Genomic DNA, 19,444 nt, shown 5'->3' with positions numbered 1-19,444 from the left:
TTAAGTAAAAATTCCGGCGCGTGGTTCGTCAATCTAGCAAAGAGGCCGTACTTGCGGCCAGACCTAGAGGATTTTATGCAGCCATGTATGCCTATGACGAGCTTTCCGATTGCATTGCACCACCAGATCCGCGCACAAGCGCGGCTTGATCCCGATGCGCCCGCGCTGGCGTCGTTTTCGCCGCATACCGTGCGCTTGTCGCGCGGCGAGTTGGAGCTCCGGGCCTCGCGCCTGGCCGCCCGGCTCCGTGCGGCGGGCGTCGCTACCGAGGTGCGGGTCGGCGTGTGCGTCGAACGTTCCTGCGACCTGTTTGTCGCCTTGCTTGCCGTACTGAAGGCCGGCGGCGTGTTCGTTGCGCTCGATCCGCGCCATCCGGCCGCTCGCCTGGACTGGATCGTGCAGGACGCCGGGCTGGCCCATGGCATCGTCGACGATGCCGCCGATGCGGTCATGCGCGCGCGTTTTGCGCAATGTTTTATTGTCGATAAACCGATTGCGGACGGCGAGCCTTCGCCTGTCGACGAGGATGCGCCGGTAGATCCGCGGGCGGCGGCGTACATGATTTATACATCAGGGTCCACCGGCACACCGAAAGCGGTAGTGGTCGAACACGGACCGCTTGCCGTGCATTGCGATGCGCTGAATACATCGCTGCCGATCGGGCCGTCAGACCGCCTGCTGCATTTCGCCTCGGTGAATTTCGATGTGTCGATCGAAGCCTGGCTGGCGCCGCTGTCAATCGGCGCCAGCGTCGTGATCAGCGATCCGCCGCCGTTTCCGCCGGAGGCCGCGCGCGCCATGATGGAGCGCGAAGGCGTCACCAACACTACCTTGCCGCCTGCCTACCTGCGCGAATTCGCTGCCGCTTCCAGGCGTTTTGGGGTGCCCTCGGCGTTGCGCGTGCTGCTGTTCGGCGGCGAGGCGATGTCGCAAGATACTTTTGATGAAATCAGGCAGGCATTCCCCGATATCCGATTGGTCAACGGCTATGGCCCGACCGAGGCGATCATTTCGCCCATGCTGTGGCCGGTCGATCCCGCCAGCGTGCCAACCCTGGAGCTGGGCAATGGGTACGCATCGCTGCCGATAGGCTGGCCGATCGGATCGCCGCTAGCACGGTCTGCGCGGATAGCCGGCCAGCCGCAAGGCGCAGCCGGCGAACTGCTGCTGGGAGGCGTATGCCTGGCGCGCGGCTATCACGGCCGCCCCGCGCTTACCGCCGAGCGCTTCTTGCCTGATCCGGCCGGCCAGCCCGGCGGGCGCATCTACCGCACCGGAGACCTGGCGCGCGGACGTGCCGATGGCGCATTCGATTACCTGGGGCGCATCGACGACCAGGTACAAGTCCGTGGAGTGCGGGTGGAGCCGGGTGAAATTGCCGCTTGCCTGCTGGCCCATCCGACTGTCGGTGACGCTGCCGTGCTTGCCGAAACCGCCGGCGGCCGCACTCAGCTGATTGCTTGCGTGGTGCTGGGCGAGGCGCTCGGCGATGAAACATTGAAGGCGCATCTCGCTGCGCATCTGCCGCCGGCATGGCAGCCGCACCGCTTCGTCCGCCTGGAACGCCTTCCCTATACGCTCAATGGCAAGCTGGACCGGGCCTCGCTGCGCGACGCTGTGGCTGTGCTGCCGCATGCGCCCGGCGCTGATTACATTGCTCCGGCGACAGCTGTCGAAAGCAGTCTCGCCGAACTCTGGCAACGGCTGCTGAACGATGCTTCGCCTATCGGCCGTTCAGACCGCTTCTTTACGCGCGGCGGCGATTCGCTTGCCGCCATGCAGCTGCAGGCAGCGATCCGGGCCGAATGGCGGGTGAACCCGCAGCTTGACGCACTATTCGACAATCCCTCGCTTGAAGAACTGGCGTCGCTGATCGAGCGCAGCGAAATTGAAACACAGGCGCGCGCTATTCCAGTGCAAATGTCCCAGGATCGAAACGGCGCGCCCTTTGTTGACCGCCCGGCATCGTTCGCCCAACAGCGTTTCTGGGTGCTGGCGCAGACCCGCGACGCCGGCTCCGCCTATCACATCGCCGTGCAGTGGGAGGTAACCGGCGCCTTGAAGATCGATCTGCTGCAGCGTGCGCTTGACTACCTGCTGGAACGGCATGAAGCCTGGCGCACCACGCTGGTGGAAAATGACGACGGCATCGTAATGCAGCGCATCCATGCAGTCTTGCCGGTGCAGGTAGCAGAAATCGATTTACATCCATACAGCGCCACGGAACGTGCGGCGAAGGCGGCCAAACTGGCGGAACGTCATGTGGCTGAGGCATTCGACCTGTCGCACGGGCCGCTGGTGCGCGCCACCTTGCTTACGCTGGCCGGCGATTCGCAACGCCTGCTGCTGACCAGCCACCACTCGGTCAGCGACGGCTGGAGCTCGCGTTGCGCGTTCAATGAATTGACGGCGGCCTATGCGGCGTTCGCCAGCGGCCAGGCTGCCGGACTGCCGGCATTGCCGATCCAATATGCCGATTACGCCCAATGGCAGCGTGACTTGCTGGCCGCAGGCGAGGGCGAGCGGCAGCTCGGTTATTGGCGCGACGCGCTGCGCGACGCGCCCGGGCCGCTGGCGTTGCCGCTTGACCGTCCACGCCGCGCCGACCGCGACTATCGCGGCGGCCGCGTGGCGCTGCGGCTCTCCGAAGAGACTTCCGACGCGGTGCGCGAGCTTGCCCGGCGCACTCGCGCTTCGCCGTTTACGGTACTGCTGGCTGCCTTCGACGCCTGGCTGTACCGCCTGACCGGGGCCACCGATATCGTTGTCGCCGTACCGATCGCGCACCGGCAGCATGCGGAAACCGCGCCGCTGGTCGGCTTGTTCCTGAATACCCTGGCGCTGCGTGCGCGGGTTGCACCGCTGCAGTCGTTTGCTGCCTTGTTGGATGCAGTGCGCGTGACCGCCCTGGATGCGTTTGCATACCAGGATGTGCCATTCGACCAGGTGCTCGACGCCGTGAAACCGCCGGTGCGGCGCGGTGACGAGTGGCTGAGGGTCAAGTTTGCCCAGCAGTTCGACCTTGAACTGGCCGCCGACCTGCCGGGCGCGACCGTGTGCATGTCGCCGGGGCCGGATCTTGCCGCACGTTTCGATTTTGCGCTGGATTTCACCGACGATCCGCGCGGCATCGAGCTGGTTGCCGCCTACGCGCTGGACGGCATCGACGCCGGCACGGCGCAAGCCTGGCTCGACAGCTTTGCCGTGCTGGTCGCGGATGCGGTGAACGATCCGACACGCGCAGTCGCCGAACTGGTTTGCGCCGATAACGCCGACTATCTTGCCGCACGGCGCGGCCGTTCGCTGCCGCAGGAATTTGACAGCGTATTGGCGCTGTTCGCACGGCATGCCAGCGAAACGCCGCACCGGATTGCGCTGGCGGACGCCGACACGCAACTCACTTTCGCCGAACTGGACGACGCTTCGGACAGGATCGCGCTGGCGCTGCAGCAGCAAGGAGCCGGCGCCGAGCAACCGATTGCGGTCTGCATCGAGCGCTCGGTGCACTTCGTCGTGGCGCTGGTCGCTGTGCTGAAGTCAGGCGCGTATGCGGTGCTGCTTGATCCTGCCCAGCCTCAGGAACGGCTGGCGGCAGCGGTCGAGACCTGCCAGGCGCGATGGATCCTGGTTGCCAGCCAGGCAGACCTGGCGCAGCACATCGGCGCCGCCCAGGCGCTTGGCCTGGATGTGCTTGCACAAACGCCGTTGCTCGCCAATCGCGCAGCACGCCGGTTGCCGCCTGCGCCTGAACAGGCTGCTTACCTGATCTACACCTCCGGTTCTACCGGCACGCCCAAGGGCGTGGTGGTTTCCCAACACGCGCTGGCCGATTATGTGCGAGGGATGCTGGACGAGCTGGCGTTCAGCGCCGATGCATCGATGGCGATGGTGTCGACGGTGGCGGCGGACCTCGGCCATACGACATTGTTCGGCGCCTTGTGCTCGGGCCGTACGCTGCACCTTCTGCCGCGGGAATGTGCCTTCGATCCGGACCGGTTCGCGCACGAAATGCGCACGCGCAAGGTCGGCGTGCTGAAAATCGTGCCAAGCCATCTGCACGCGCTGCTCGACGCCCAGCAGCCGGCCGACGTGCTGCCCGCGCATGCCCTCGTGATGGGCGGCGAAACCTTGCCGTGGGCGCTGGTGGAACGCATCGCGGCGCTCAAGCCAGGCTGCCGCGTGATCAATCATTACGGCCCGACCGAGGCTACGGTAGGTGCGCTGAGTTGCGACACATCGGCGCCGGCGCAAGCCGGACTGCGCGCTGCAGCGATGCCGGCGCAGGGCGTGCCGCTCGGCCGTCCTTTGCCGAATGCCTATGCCTGCGTGCTCGACGCGAACGGCGCCAGCGTGCCGCCAGGCGCGATCGGCGAACTGTATCTCGGCGGACCGGGCGTGGCCCGTGGTTACCTGGGCAGGGCGGCGGCTACCGCCGAAAGTTTTGTGCCGCATCCATTCGCCCCAGGTGAGCGCATCTACCGCACCGGCGACCGCGTACGGCTGCGCGCCGATCGGCGCCTGGATTTCCTCGGCCGCCAGGACGACCAGGTAAAAATCCGCGGCTACCGGGTCGAACCCGGCGAAATCAGCGCCTTGCTGCGTACGCTGGAAGGAGTGGCGCAGGCCGAAACGCTGGCAGTCGAGCACGAAGGGCGCATGCGGCTGGCGTCGTTTGCAACGCCGCGCGCTGGAACCAAGCTGAACGAAACGTCATTGCGCGAAATGTTGTCCTTGCGCTTGCCAGATTACATGGTGCCCGCCGTGCTGCTCGCACTTGATGTATTGCCTGTCACAGCCAACGGCAAGGTTGACCGTCAAGCGTTGCGGGTGCTGGCCGCCGCGCCGGCGCCGTCCGTGGCGGCAAGCGATGCACCGCGCGGCGAGATCGAAGAAACGCTGGCGGCAGTCTGGAAAGATGTGCTGAAAGCCGAGCGGGTCGGTCGCGAAGACAATTTCTTTGAACTGGGCGGGGATTCGATCCTGGTGCTGCAGGTGATCGCCAGGTCGCGCAAACGCGGCGTGCGCTTTACGCCGAAACAGCTGTTCGACGGTCCGACAATTGCGCAGCTTGGCCAGGCAGCAACTGCCATCGAGGTTGCAACAGCAGCTCCGCAAGCGAAGCCCGGCGCGCCAAAGCGTGAGGGCAACCTGGTGCTGACGCCTGCGCAACTGCGTTTTTTTGCACTCGATATTCCACGGCGCGGTCATTGGAACCAGTCAATCAGGCTGGATTCGCAAGAGCCGCTCGATCTCGATGCATTCGCACGCGCGTTCGATACCTTGCTAAAACACCACGACATCTTCAAGCAGCGTTTTACGCAGAACGGTGCGCAAGGCGCGTGGCAGGTCACGCAGGCGCCGCAGGCATTTGATGCCTTGCCGCTCGCAGCCGCCGCTGCACGGGATGAAAACGATGCACTGGCGCAGTTCGACGCCCTGCAGAGCACGCTGGACCTGGCGCACGGCCCGATCGCCTGCGCCTTTGCAGCGGCTTTGCCTGATGGCAGTACGCAACTCTATTTCGCGATTCACCACGCCATCGTCGACGGCGTATCGTGGCGCGTATTGCTTGACGACCTGGATGCCGCCTACCGTGCAGCGCGTGAACGGCGCAGCGCGCGTCTCTCGGCCGCAGGCGCCAGCGCTCAGGAATGGGCTGCCAGGCTGGCGCTTGCCGCCGCCGATTCTTTGTTCCTGGATGAAGTGCCATACTGGGCGCCGCTTGTCGCGCCTCATCAGGACCTGGCGCTTGACCACCCGCAGGCAGTCGCCGACAACGCCGGTGCCGACGTCGTGGTGCAAGTGCTGGACGCCGAACTCACGCGGGTTGCGCTGACGGATGCCAACGCCGCCTATCGTACGCAAATGATCGAACTGCTGATCGCAGCGCTGGCGCAGGCACTTTGCGACCATACCGGGCAAACGTCCTGCCGGATGGAACTGGAAGGACATGGCCGCGAAGCATTGTTCGACGACATCGACGCCAGCCGCACCATCGGCTGGCTGACCAGCCACTATCCGGTGGCGCTGGCGGTCGAAAACACGCCTGCCGCAACGCTCGGCGCGGTCAAGGACAGGCTGCGGGCCGTGCCGCATAAAGGACTCGGCTTCGGCGTACTAAGCCATTACGGCGACGCTGCCACCCGCGCCAAGCTGGCGGCTGTGCCGCGTCCGCGCGTGACGTTCAACTATCTCGGCCAGTTCGATGCGCCGCGCGATGCCGCGCTGGTGCCGCGTTTCGGCGGCGCAGGCTGCGAGCGCGATCCGGCCGGCCCGCTCGGCAACGCGCTGGCGATCCACGCCTATATCGATGCCGACGGCCCGCGTACATTGAAGGTGCATTGGGTTTATGGCAAGAGCCAGTTCGAGCGCGCCACGATCGAAGCCTTGGCGCAGCGTTTCGAAGCAGCGCTGGCCGGATTGACTGCCGCCTGCGCAGCGCGCCTGGCGCAACGCGGCGGCAGCGCCACTCCCGGCGACTATCCGCTGGCGCGCACGGCAGGCCTGACGCAGGATGTGCTGGAGCGGTTGCCGTTCGATCTGCGCACAGTCGAGGACATGTATCCCTTGTCGCCGATGCAACAAGGCATCTTGTTCCATTCCCTGTTCGCACCTGAACAGTCGACCTATGTGAACCAGCTGGTATCCACATTGACGGCGCCGAACGTGGCGCGTTTGCGCACAGCTTTCGAAGCGGCAGTTGCACGCCACGACATCTTGCGCACCGGCTTCACCCCCAGCGAAGCGGTGCCGATGCAGGTTGTCCATCGCCAGGCGCAGATGCCGGTTCAAATCCTCGACTGGCGCGAGCGCGGCGCAAGCGCCCAGCCGGCGTTCGAGGACTGGCTCGCGCAGGACCGGGCAAGCAGCTTCGACCTGACCGCGCCGCCCCTGATGCGGGTTGCGCTGATCCGCATGACGGACGACGAATGGCGGCTGGTCTGGACGCGCCACCATCTGCTGCTGGACGGCTGGAGCACGGCGCGCTTCTTTGCCGATGTGCTGCGTGATTACATCGAACCGCCGCGTCCTCAGCTGTTTGCCGCGTCTGGTAAGACCCGTTACCGCGATTTCATTGCCTGGCTTGGCGCGCGTGATATCGAATTGGAGCGCAGATTCTGGCAGCAGCGCCTGGCCCGCCTTGACGAGCCGACACGGGTTGCCGAGCGAGAAGCGGAAGCCGGACGTACGGCCGAACATCGCACCTGGCGCGCAACATTCGCCGCCGATGCGACGGCGCGCATGGCTGAAACCGCGCGCAGCCTGAAAGTGACATTGAATACGCTGGTGCAGGGCGCATGGGCGCTTGCGCTGCAGCGCATGACCAACCAGCCGGCGGTGGCGTTCGGCGCCACGGTGGCAGGCCGGCCCGATGCGCTGCCTGACGCCGACACCGTGCTTGGTTTGTTCATCAACACCTTGCCAGTCATCACCGTGCCTGCGCCGCAGCGCTCGGCGGCGGCATGGCTGCACGAACTGCAGGGCGATAACGCTGCCGCGGCGGAGCATGCGCATACGCCGCTGTACGAAATCCAGCAATGGGCCGGACAGGGCGGGGCGTTGTTCGATACGCTGGTTGTATTCGAAAACTATCCGGTCGATGAAGCATGGCAGGGACGCGACGAACAGGCCCTCAAGATGCACGGCCTGCGCAACATCGAAGCGACCGATTTTGCCTTGACGCTGGTCATCGGGGCAGGAGCGACGCTGACCATCGATTACGGCTACGATGCCGCCCGCATCGGTGAAGCGCGCGTGGTTTCCCTGCATCGCGCGTTTGCGGCCGCCGTCAACGCCATTGTCGGCGATCCACAGGCGGCGCTCGGTACGATGGCAATCACGACCGATGACGACCTGATGACGCTGGCGCGCCATAACGCCACGGCGCAGGCCTGGCCCGATGCACAGCAAATCGCGCTGCACCGCCAGTTTGAACGTGCCGCCGTTGCAACACCGGACGCGGTCGCGCTTGAGTTCGTTGACGCACAAAGCCGCAAGCAGCAGATAAGCTACGGCGAACTCGATCAGCGCGCCAGCCGCGTCGCCGCGTCGCTGCTGGATGCCGGTGTCCGTCCCGATAGCGCCGTTGCCCTTTGCCTGGAGCGTTCTTTCGACATGGTAGTGGCGCTGATCGGCGTATTGAAGGCCGGCGCGGCTTACCTGCCGATAGATCCGGATTATCCGCCTGAACGCATCGCCTATCTGCTCAGCGATGCGCAACCGGCAGTAGTGATCACGCAAGCCCATCTGCGTGAGCGCGTCACCGCTGCTGTTTTGCACGCCGAGGCGCGCATCCTTACTGTCGATGAACTGATGCAAACTTCCACAGCCTTGCATCAGGCTGCGGATCTCAGCGCCGACCAGCTGGCCTACCTGATCTACACCTCCGGTTCGACCGGCAAGCCGAAAGGAGCCGGCAATACCCACCGCGCGCTGGCGAACCGGATTGCGTGGATGCAATCGGCATACCGGCTGCGGCCTGACGACGTTGTTTTGCACAAGACGCCGTTTGGCTTCGATGTATCGGTTTGGGAATTCGTCTGGCCGCTGGCGGTCGGCGCCAAGCTGGCGATCTCCGCACCGGGCGACCACCGCGATCCGGCACGGCTGGTGGCTGCGATAGAAACGCACCGGGTGACGACGCTGCATTTCGTGCCGTCGATGCTGGCGGTTTTCCTGGGCTATCTCGACGACTTCAAAGCCGCCGCACGCTGCCAGAGCATCGAACGCATAGTCGCCAGCGGCGAGGCGCTGGCGCCGGAATTGGTGGCGCGCGTCGCGCAGCTGTTGCCGCACGCCCGGCTCCACAACCTCTATGGCCCGACCGAGGCCGCCATCGATGTGTCGCACTGGACTTGTGAAGCGGACGACAGCCGGACGGCTTCGGTGCCGATCGGCCATCCTATCGCCAACCTTCAGCTGCATGTGCTGGACACGGCTTTGCATCCGGTGCCGGCAGGCGCCGCAGGCGAACTGTACCTGGGCGGCGCGGGCCTGGCGCGCGGCTACCTTGGCCGCTCCGGACTCACGGCTGAACGCTTCGTGCCGGATCCGTTCGTGCCTGGCGCGCGCCTGTACCGCACGGGCGACCTGGCGCGCCGCCGGGCTGACGGTGCACTTGACTATCTTGGCCGCATCGATACCCAGGTAAAACTGCGCGGCCAGCGCATCGAACTCGGCGAAATCGAAGCTTTGCTGCGGACGGCTGCGGGTGTGCACGATGCCGTGGTGATCGTGCGCAACGAGCAGCTGATCGGCTACGTCGCGCGCGGCGCCGGCAGCACGCTCGATCAGGGCCCGCTGTTCGACCTGCTGCATGCGCAATTGCCCGCATACATGGTGCCGGCGCAATTGATTGAGCTGGATGCGCTGCCCGTCACCCCAAACGGAAAATGCGACCGCAACGCATTGCCTGCGCCGGTGCGCCAGGACAAGCCGGCAGCCGCCTTGCAGACCGATACCGAGCGCGAACTGGCCGCTATCTGGCAGCGGGTGCTGCGCCTCGACACCATCGACCGCGACGATGATTTCTTCATGCTCGGCGGCCATTCGCTGCTGGCGACGCAAGCCAATGCCCAGGCCAACCTGCATTGGACGCTGATGCTGCCGCTGCGGACACTGTTCGACGAACGCACGCTGGCGCGCTGCGCGGCTGCGATCGATCTGGCGCTGGCCGAACGGAGCGCCAGGCCGGGGCCGGATACCGCCAGCGCGATCGATGCGCTGCTGGGTGAACTGGAAATGGAAACCGACTGATGACTACTGTGAAACCTGACCTGCTTTCCCTTGCCGCCCGTTTTGCCAAATTACCGGATGCGCAGCGCAAGCTGTTTCTTCAGAAACTGGCTGCAGCGGGCATCGATTTCCGCCTGCTGCCGATTCCGCCGCGCACCGAGCGCACGGCAAGCGTGCCGGCTTCGTTTGCGCAGATGCGCCTGTGGCTGCATGCGCGGATGATCGACGAACCGGCGGCCTACCATATTACCGAGCGGCTGCAGCTCGACGGTGCGCTCGATGCCCATGCCTTGCGCCTGTCGTGCGATGCACTGATCGCGCGCCATGAAGCCTTGCGCGCCACTTTCACCGAAAGCGCAGACGGTGTGCAGCAGACAGTGCATGCGCCGGTGCGCTGTCCATGGCACAGCATCGACCTGAGCAATGTCGCTGCGTCCGAACGCACCGCGCGCGCAGAGGAAATCGCGCGCAAGGATGAGGCAGAACCGTTCGACCTGACGCATGGGCCGCTGATGCGCGCCTACCTGATACGCCTGGACGAGAGCACGCATTGGCTGGCGATCACGCTGCATCACATCGTATCGGACGGCTGGTCGGTCGACGTCATGCTGGCCGAACTGGGATCGTTTTACCGTTCATATGCGATGAAAGAGACGGTTTCGCTGACGCCGCTGCCGATCCAGTACGCCGACTACGCCTTATGGCAGCGCCGCTGGCTTGACGCCGGCGAACGCGAATCCCAGCTGGCGTTCTGGCGTGGGCAACTGAACGACAGCGTACTGATACTGCCAGGCGCCGCGCCTCGTCCGGCGCAACGCAGCGCACGCGGAGCGCGCCACCTGTTCAGGATCGATGCCCGGCTAGCGCAGCAAGTGCGCTCCCTGGCCAATGCACAGCGGGCAACGCCGTTCGCGGTGCTGCTGGCGGCGCTGAATGCATTGCTGGCCCGCGCCTCCGGCGAATCGCAGATCCAGGTCGGGGTGCCGGCCGCCAACCGCGAACGCGGTGAAACCGCAGGGCTGATTGGTTTTTTTGTCAATACGCTGGCGCTTGCCACACGGATTGGCGTCACACAGCCGTTCGCGGCGCTGGTGGAGCAGGTGCAGCGCGGCTTGATCGATGCACAATCGCACCAGGACGTGCCGTTTGAACAGGTGGTCGAAGCGCTGGGCGTGGTACGCAGCGCAAGCCATAACCCGCTGTTCCAGGTGATGGCTGCCTACGGCGCACGCAGGCATCTGCCATCGCTTGCCGATGTCTCCATCACCATGCTGCCTTCCGGTTCGCCATTCGCCAAATTCGACCTGACGCTGGGCTTCGAGGAAAGCGACGACGGCGGCATTGACGCCGGTTTCACTTATGCGCTCGACTTGTTCGATGCCGATGCCATCGAGCGGCTGGCGGAACGTTTTGTCACATTGTTGGCGAGTGCGGTTGCCGCGCCTGCAACCATGATCTGCGATTTGCAATGGCTGCCGCCGGCCGAGCGCGCGCAGCTGGATGCCTGGAATTGCCCGCAAGCGCATCAGCCGGCTGCATTCAAGGCGGTGCACGAACATATCGCCGAGCATGCGCGAACCCGGCCGGATGCGCGCGGCGTCGCCGATATGGATCGTTCGCTGACCCGCGGCGAAGTCGACAGGCGCGCGGCGCGGCTGGCCCAGCGTCTGGTTGCCGCCGGCGTCAGCGCCGAGATGCGGGTCGGCGTCGCGCTCAGCCGTTCGGTCGATTTGCTGGTCGGCCTGATCGCGGTGCTGAAGTCGGGCGGCGCTTTTGTGCCGCTCGATCCGGCCCATCCCCGGGAACGCCTGGCGCAGATCCTCGATGATGCGCAGATTACGCATGTCATTGCCGAAGACCAAAGTTTGGCGGCGCTGCCGGCTTCGGATTCCCTGCGCATCTGGCGGATTGACGGCGACGACAGCGGCGCGGATGACGCCGGGATTGCGCCGGCAGTACTGCCGGCCGTCGCGCCGACGCAGGCCGCTTATGTGATCTATACCTCCGGCTCGACCGGAAAACCGAAGGGCGTGGTGGTCGACCATGGCTCTTTCGCCCGTCATTGCGCGGCAATCGCCGAACGCTACGGCGCTGGCGAAGACGATGTGTTCCTGCTGTTCCAGTCAGTCAATTTCGACGGCGCGCACGAAGGCTGGTTTTCCCAATACATGTCGGGCGCAGCCGTGGCGGTGACCGCCGATACGCTCTGGCCGCCGGCGCTGACCTGCAAGATGATGGTGCGCGAGGGCGTCACCATGACCTACGTGCCGCCCGGCTGCGCCACGCAGCTGGCCGAATGGGCGCTGGCGCACGGCGCGCCGCCTGCCTTGCGTTCGCTGACGGTGGGCGGCGAAGCGACATCGCGCGAGGCGTTCGCGCTGATGCGCCGTGCATTCCCGAAAGTTCGCATCGTCAACGGCTATGGTCCGACCGAAACCGTCATCACGCCGATGCTGTGGATGTTCTATCCGCACGACGATGCCGCCAGCCTGGCGGACAGTGCTTACCTGCCGATCGGCACCCTGGTCGGCGCGCGCACAGCACATGTGCTGGATGCGCGCCTGAATCCCTTGCCGGTGGGAGTGATCGGCGAACTGTTCCTGGGCGGGGAAGGCGTAGGAGTGGCGCGCGGTTACCTGGACCGGCCGGCGCTCACTGCCGAGCGTTTTGTGCCGGACCCGTTCGGAGCGCCCGGCGCGCGGCTCTACAGTACGGGCGACCTGGTCAAGCGGCGCGCCGATGGCGTATTCGATTTCATCGGCCGTGTCGATCATCAGGTGAAGCTGCGTGGCCTGCGTATCGAACTGGGTGAAATCGAAGCGCAGCTGGCGGCACATGAAGATGTGCGCGAAGCGGTGGCAATCGTGCACGGCAAGGGCGCCCAGGCGGCGCTGGTGGCTTATGTCGAATTGAGCGACGAGGCCCGCCAGCGTCCGTTGCAGGCTGACGCAGCCGAACTGGACGCCCATCTGCGCCACACGTTGCCCGACTACATGGTGCCGGCGCATATCATCGTGCTGGATGCCTTGCCGCGCAATACGAACAGCAAGGTCGACCGCGCTGCGTTGCCGGAGCCAAAGCGGGTAGAGCGCGTGTACGAATCGCCCACGGCCGGCGTCGAGACGGCATTGGCGCAGATATGGCGCGAGGTGCTGGGCGCCGAACGGGTCGGCCGTGCCGATCATTTCTTCGAACTGGGCGGCCATTCTCTGGCGGCGGTGCGAGTGGCGACACGGGTGGCCGAGCGGCTAGCGTACGACGTGCCGGTGCGCGCGCTGTTTGAAGCGCCAAGCCTGGCGCAATATGCGCAGCGGGTGCTCGCTTCGGTCCGTACGGAACCGATGTTTGAAACCGAATTCCATGGGGCGGATGCCGCTGTCGCTCCCGACGCCAATGGCGTGCTGCCGCTGTCAGCCGCGCAGCTTGGTTTGTGGTTCTTGTGGCGCACCCAGCCGGAGAACGCTGCCTACAACATTCCGATTGCATTGCGCCTGCACGGTTCGCTCGATGCCGGCGCTCTGAGCGAGGCTTTCTCTTTGGCGGCTGCGCGGCATCCTGCTTTGCGCACCAGATTGGTCGAGCGGGCAGGTGGCCTGCCAGGCCAGTGTATCGACCGGCACTGGCAGGCCGCGTTGCCGGTAATCGACCTGAGCGGCGACGCATCGGCGACGGCAAGCGCCGTCGCGCTGACCGACGAAGATGCGCTCACGCCATTCAATCTGCTTGGCGCCGGACCGCTGTGGCGGGCAAGGCTGCTGCGCCTGGCAGCTGGCGACCATGTGCTGTCGCTGGTAGTCCATCACATCGTGTCGGATGGGCAGTCGATCGAACTGTGGTTCGACGATATCCGCACCACTTATGCCGCGCTGGTTTCTGGTTCCGCACCGGCGCGTGTCGCGCCTGCGCCATTGCCGGCAATGCCGGTGCTGCCGGCGACGGCGCCGCGGGCGCGGCTGGCGTTCTGGCGCAGCGTCCTCGGCGACATGCCAGCCAGCGTCTTGCCGGCGCCTTCATCCGGGCGGACCAGCGAGCCGCGCTGGGCGGCAAGCCGGATTGCCTTCGCGCTGGATGACAGCCTGGTCCGGCGCGCGCGTGCAATGGCGCTTGAAACCCATGCCACCTTGCCCATGTTGCTGCATGCGGCGCTGAACGTAGCGTTTTACCGTGCGACTGGCGCGGTTGACCAGCCGGTCGGCGTGCTGGCGTCGACGCGCGAACTGACGGGCGACGCCGCCCGCCTTGCGCTTGGGCTGTTCATCAATGCGGTAGTGGTGCGCACCCGCCTTGCCGGCAAGGATTCTCCCGCCACGGTCCTGGCTGCGGTGCGTGACGGCGCACTTGCCGCTTATGCCCATGCCGATACGCCATTCTCCGATGTGGTCGCTGCATTGCGTTTGCCGCGCTCGGCGATCGGCAATCCCTTGTTCCAGGTGATGTTCAACTACATGCGTCCGGCCGCCGCCGGGCACGATTGGGCCGGCCTCGCGCTTAGTGAATTCAACGATGTCAGGCACCGTGTGGTGTTCGAGCTGGAGCTGGATATCGTAGAACATTCGGACGGCCGCGTGACCGGAGCATTCTCGTATGCCAACGAACTGGTCGATGGCCCGTTTGTCGAGGCGCTGGCAACGGATTACCTGGAGGTCGTGCGCCTGTTCGTCGACGCGCCGCATGCAGCGCTTGGTACGGCCGAGCCTCGCTTCACCGATGTCACGCCGCAGGATCTGGCGACGGTAAATACAGATGGAATCGACGAGTTGCATGCAGAAGCCGGTCATTTTTCAGAGGCGCTGCAAAGAGTCTGGGATGGCTTGTTCGATGGCGACGCGCCATCGCGTGACGCCAACCTGTTCGAAGCCGGCGCCACTTCATTCGATATCGTGCGCTTCGTCGACGCGGCGAGGACTGCGGGTTACACGCTGACCATCGTCGAAGTATTCGCTGCACCGTATTTCTCGGTTCTGGGCAAGCGCCTGGCCGCGCGGTCTCCGGTTGCGATGGCGCTGCGCGATGCGGGCTGAAACCGGATTTTTCGGCTGTATCGCCATCGTCCAGGAATTTTTTTCAATCGGCACGCCTGGCGTGCCGGGTAAAACTGATAAGGAACATAGACATGCAACGAGATAGCGTTTTTGACCTGATTGGCGTCGGCTTCGGGCCGTCCAACCTTGCGCTTGCCGTGCGCCTTGCCGAAGAAGCAGGCGCATCGCATCTGAACCATTGTTTTGTCGAACGGCAGCCGGAATTCGGCTGGCACCGCGGCATGCTGCTGGACGATTGCCGGATGCAGATTTCCTTCCTCAAGGACCTGGTTACCCTGCGCGATCCGAAAAGCCGTTTCACGTTCATCAACTATCTGTTCGAGCGCGGCCGGCTGCCGGATTTCGTCAACCTGAAGAGTTTTTATCCGACCCGGGTCGAATTCCATGATTACCTGAGCTGGGTCGCCCAGGCTTTTGACGAGCGCGTGCATTACGGCGAAACCGTGATCGGGATTGAACCTGTGGCCGCGGCAGGCAACAACGGCCAGGTCGATACGTTGCGGGTTTTCTCGCGCGACGAGGCTGGCCGCGAATGGCAGCGCGTGACGCATGCGCTGTCGGTGGGGATCGGCGGCTCGGCGCGGATTCCGGAAATGTTTACCGCGCTCGGCCCGCACAACGTGATTCATACCTCGAATTACCTGACGTCCATCGACCGTGTGGTCGGCGCCCCGCAGAACTGTCCACGCAAGCGGATCGCGGTGATCGGCGCAGGGCAGAGCGCGGCCGAAGTGTTTGTCGACCTGACGCGCCGTTACCCCGGCGTCGACGTCAGCATGGTGATACGTTCCAGCGCGCTCAAGCCGGCCGACGACAGTCCGTTCGTCAACGAAATTTTCAGCCCGGCATACACCGACATTGTCTATGCACAGGCCAAGGATGTGCGGCGCTCGCTGATCGATCGTTTCCGCGACACCAACTATGCGGTGGTCGACCGTTCTCTCATCGAACAGATCTACGAAATGCTGTACCTGCAGAATGTCGCCGCCGAGCCTCGTCATCGCTTGCTGGCGAATACGGCGATCGAAGCAGCGGTGCGCAACAGCAGCGGCCAGGTCGAACTGACCTTGCGCGACCGCCTGAGCGGCCATGCCTGCGCCGAGCGGTTCGACGCGCTGGTGCTGGCAACCGGCTACGGCCGCGCCAACCACCTTGGATTGCTGGACGGGCTGGCGCCGTATCTGGGCGACGCCCTGGCGCAGGGCAACGTCAGGCGCGACTACCAGCTCGCCACGCCGGCGCACTTCAAGCCGCGCATCTACCTGCAAGGCTGTTGCGAGGATAGCCATGGCTTGTCTGACACGCTGCTGTCGGTGCTGGCGCTGCGCTCGGATGAAATCACCGCCTCGCTGGTGCAGGGGGCAAAGCAGGAACGGACGTTCAGTCCGGTAGTGGATCAACAGAAAAACGGAGTGGGCGGCGGCCGCATAGCTTCCGCCCTTTGATAAAGAAAGCGGGTTTTCAATACAAACCGCATTGCAATCGGGAGTAGTAGAAGATGGAATGGATAACAGGTACGCGTCGGCGTGCAATCGTCGTTGCTGTGAGTGTGCTGTTCGAGGCAACGGCAGTTGGTCATGCGCACGCTCAGCAGGCGGCGCAGCCGGCAAACGACGCGCAAAAAAATGGCAAGGCGGCAGACAGCACGCTGCCTGTCATCAACGTCAGCGCCGGCGCGGACGATGACGGCACCGTCGGACTGGTGGCGCGGCGCAGCGCCAGCGGTACAAAAACGGATACGCCGCTCAACGAGATTCCGCAGACGATCAACGTCGTCACCGCGGCGCAGATCGAGCAGACCGGCGCGGCCAGCATCAACGATGCGCTGCGCTATATTCCGGGCTTTTCGTCGTACGGCTCAGAAGTGCGTTCCGACTGGTATTCGGTATTGCGCGGCTTTACGCCCAGCGTGTTCGTCAACGGCCTGCAAGTGCCAAGTACGCTGAACCTGGCAAGCTGGCGCGTCGATCCTTACATGATCGACAGCATCAGCGTGCTGCGCGGCCCGACTTCGGTGCTGTACGGCCAGGGCGATCCCGGCGCCATCGTCGATGTCCAGAGCAAGCTGGCCAATGGCGAGCGGATCCGCGAACTGCAGGTGCAGCTGGGCGACTACGCCAGGAAACAGGTTTCTGTCGACGTCGGCGACAAGATAGACAAGGACGGCACGCTGTCGTACCGTTTCGTCGGCACCGGCCGCGACGGCAATTCGCTGACCGGCCCGCATGCCGAGCAGCGGGTCGCTTTCGCGCCGTCGATCAGGTGGCAGCCGGACGCCAGCACTTCGCTTACCGCGTCCTTGACCTATCTGCAAGACTGGGGCGACGCCTCCAATAACTTCCTGCCGGCGCAAGGCACCATCCTGCCCAATCCGAACGGCAAGATTTCCGAAAACCTGTACACCGGCGACCCGACTTTCTCGCACTACCGCAAGAAACAATGGTCGGCCGGCTACCAGTTCGAGCACAAGTTCGATCCGGTCTGGACCTTCCGCCAAAATACCCGCCTGATGCATCTGTCGCTCGACCAGGGCCAGGTATTCGGCGGCGGCTTGGATCCGGCCGATCCGTCCCAGCAAACGCTGTTGCGCTACGCAGGCCTGTACCAGCTCAACTACAGCCGTTTCGACATCGACAACCAGGCGCAAGCCAAATTCAGCAGCGGCCCGTTTGAACATACAGTATTGGTCGGCGCAGAATATAACCGCCAGAGCACGACCGACAGCGAATGGATGACGACCGGGACCAGCCTGAACATGTACAACCCGGTGTACGTCCCGATCACCAACGATATGCTGACCGGACCCGATTCTTTCCCGCGCACTTATACCAAGACCACGCTGAACATGTTCGGCCTGTATGCGCAGGACCAGATCAAATGGCGGCGCTGGGCGCTGACGTTCGGCGGACGGCAGGACTGGAGCAACACCAGGCAGAACGATATCGCCGGCGGCACCAGCTTCCGGCAGGACGATCATGCATTCTCCGGCCGGGTCGGGCTGGTTTACCTGGGCGATTACGGTTTGTCGCCGTACGTCAGCTATTCGACATCGTTCAATCCGATCATCGGCGTCAAGCTGGCTAACGGCGGCCTGGCCGCGCCGAGCAAGGGCCGGCAGATCGAGGCGGGCTTGCGCTGGCAGCCGGCCAACAAGAACCTGATGCTCAACGGCGCGCTGTACCAGATCTACCAGACCAACGTGCAGACGCCGGATCCTGCCGATCCGACCGGAAGCTTGTCGGTGCAGAGCGGCGAAGTGCGTTCGCGCGGCGTCGAGTTCAGTGCGGTTGGCAATCTGTCGCGCGAGTTCTCTATCATTTCCGCTTATGTCTACCAGGACGTGAAGGTCACCAAGGCCAACGATTCGTCGCTGGGCAGGTGGCCGGTCGATATCCCGCGGCCGCGCCAGATGGCGTCGCTGTGGGGTGACTGGACCTGGCGTACGGGCGCGCTGGCCGGCTTCGGCGCTGGCGCCGGCATCCGCTACCAGAGCGGCAATGCCGGGGCTTCCGACAATTCGCTGTATGTGCCGAGCTACACGGTGTTTGACGCCGGCATCCACTACGACTTGCCCAACTGGCGCCTGGCGCTGAATGCGACGAATCTGTTCAATCGCACCTACGTCAGCGGCTGCCAATCGGCGAACACTTGCTTCTACGGTAACCAGCGCACGCTGGTCGCCAGCGCCAGGTACAACTGGTAAGGCGCGAGTTGAACCAAAGCGTGGAATAGGGCCCGGTCCTGTGCCGTGAGGTACGGGACCGGCGCCGATCATCAATTTGTCTGAATGGATAAGACATTTATGCCAAAGAAAAAACTCGTTTATATCTGGTCCCTGAGAAACGCCGCGGCTGACAAGGCAGGGCAGGACGTCGCGTACAAGGATGGCGCGCGCTACATGAAATCGGTGCTCGAATATCTGGTCGAGGCGCTCAACGATACTGCGCTGGGCGACATGTATTCTCTCGAAAAAGTCATCTACGACGACGATGCGGATTCGGCCGTCGATCGCGAAAAACTGAAGGAGTATGGATTCTCTTGCGAAGCCGGCAAGCGCTGGTTTTATCCGCCAGGGCTGAACGTGCAGGGGCGCCCTGTGAACGACCTGCTGCTGGCGATTCCGTCGGCGTACCGGCGGCTTGGGATGAATGCGCCGGAACGGCCGGCAGGCAAAAGCGCGTTCGAAAAGAAGCTGCTCGACACGCTGGTCGAGCTGCAGGCCGATATCGTCGTATTGGACGGTTTGCTGATCATCCTGGACGAGCTGGTGCGGCCAGGCAGCCGCTTCGAGCGCAAGATCGTCAACATCCATCCCGGCGTTACGCGTGCGGATTCGCCGTATGAGCGGCGCGGCGCTTATGCGACGCTAGACGCGCTGCACGGCGCGCGCGGCAAGAAGGTGGTCGACTGGCAAACCATGGAAACGGTGCCCGTGAAGCCGCTCTACATGACTGGCGCCTCCTTCCATTACGTGGATAACGGCATCGATTCGGGCGAAGTGATCCACGACGTGCTGAAAACCGAAATCGACAAGGAAGACACGATCCTGGAGCTGCGCTGGAACAATTTCAACCGCAGCCTGTTTCCTGCGCTGCACGAAGGTCTCGTCAAGATCTACCGCTGACAATAATAACGGCCATGCACGACAAGTCGCATGGCCGCTATAG

Annotated in this window: 5 protein-coding genes; all 5 read left to right on the top strand. The window is 64.2% G+C overall.

The annotated features are described in order from the left end of the window. Nucleotides 1-93 precede the first annotated feature (93 nt). The 5 genes from BM062_RS17855 (at nucleotide 94) to BM062_RS17835 (ending at nucleotide 19,401) form a co-directional block, all read left to right on the top strand. The gene (locus BM062_RS17855) at nucleotides 94-9,756 is read left to right on the top strand and encodes a non-ribosomal peptide synthetase (RefSeq protein ID WP_092399293.1); all 9,663 of its coding nucleotides are present in this window, start codon (nucleotides 94-96) and stop codon (nucleotides 9,754-9,756) included. Then, nucleotides 9,756-14,756: a non-ribosomal peptide synthetase gene (locus BM062_RS17850; protein ID WP_092399291.1), complete on the top strand. Its 5,001-nt coding sequence runs from the start codon at nucleotides 9,756-9,758 to the stop codon at nucleotides 14,754-14,756. Before BM062_RS17855 ends, BM062_RS17850 begins: the two co-directional genes overlap by 1 nt. 92 nt (nucleotides 14,757-14,848) lie before the next feature. Further along, on the top strand, nucleotides 14,849-16,222 hold the full coding sequence (locus BM062_RS17845; protein WP_092399289.1) for a lysine N(6)-hydroxylase/L-ornithine N(5)-oxygenase family protein: 1,374 nt from the start codon (nucleotides 14,849-14,851) through the stop codon (nucleotides 16,220-16,222). Nucleotides 16,223-16,275: 53 nt separating this feature from the next. After that, entirely contained in the window at nucleotides 16,276-18,480 is a 2,205-nt protein-coding gene (locus tag BM062_RS17840) for a TonB-dependent siderophore receptor (protein ID WP_092399287.1), read from the top strand. Between the two features lie 99 nt (nucleotides 18,481-18,579). Beyond that, the gene (locus tag BM062_RS17835) at nucleotides 18,580-19,401 is read left to right on the top strand and encodes a formyltransferase family protein (protein WP_092399347.1); all 822 of its coding nucleotides are present in this window, start codon (nucleotides 18,580-18,582) and stop codon (nucleotides 19,399-19,401) included. Nucleotides 19,402-19,444 lie beyond the last annotated feature (43 nt).

It is taken from the genome of Collimonas sp. OK412 (assembly GCF_900112135.1).
Classification (GTDB): domain Bacteria; phylum Pseudomonadota; class Gammaproteobacteria; order Burkholderiales; family Burkholderiaceae_D; genus Collimonas; species Collimonas rhizosphaerae.
This window is presented reverse-complemented; position numbering and strand designations above follow the sequence as displayed.

What these genes read in the sequence shown, in the direction of transcription:
- BM062_RS17840 (WP_092399287.1), top strand. Translation starts at nt 16,276, where the DNA reads ATGGAATGGATAACAGGTACGCGTCGGCGTGCAATCGTCGTTGCTGTG.
- BM062_RS17850 (WP_092399291.1), top strand. Translation starts at nt 9,756, where the DNA reads ATGACTACTGTGAAACCTGACCTGCTTTCCCTTGCCGCCCGTTTTGCC.
- BM062_RS17835 (WP_092399347.1), top strand. Translation starts at nt 18,580, where the DNA reads ATGCCAAAGAAAAAACTCGTTTATATCTGGTCCCTGAGAAACGCCGCG.
- BM062_RS17845 (WP_092399289.1), top strand. Translation starts at nt 14,849, where the DNA reads ATGCAACGAGATAGCGTTTTTGACCTGATTGGCGTCGGCTTCGGGCCG.
- BM062_RS17855 (WP_092399293.1), top strand. Translation starts at nt 94, where the DNA reads ATGACGAGCTTTCCGATTGCATTGCACCACCAGATCCGCGCACAAGCG.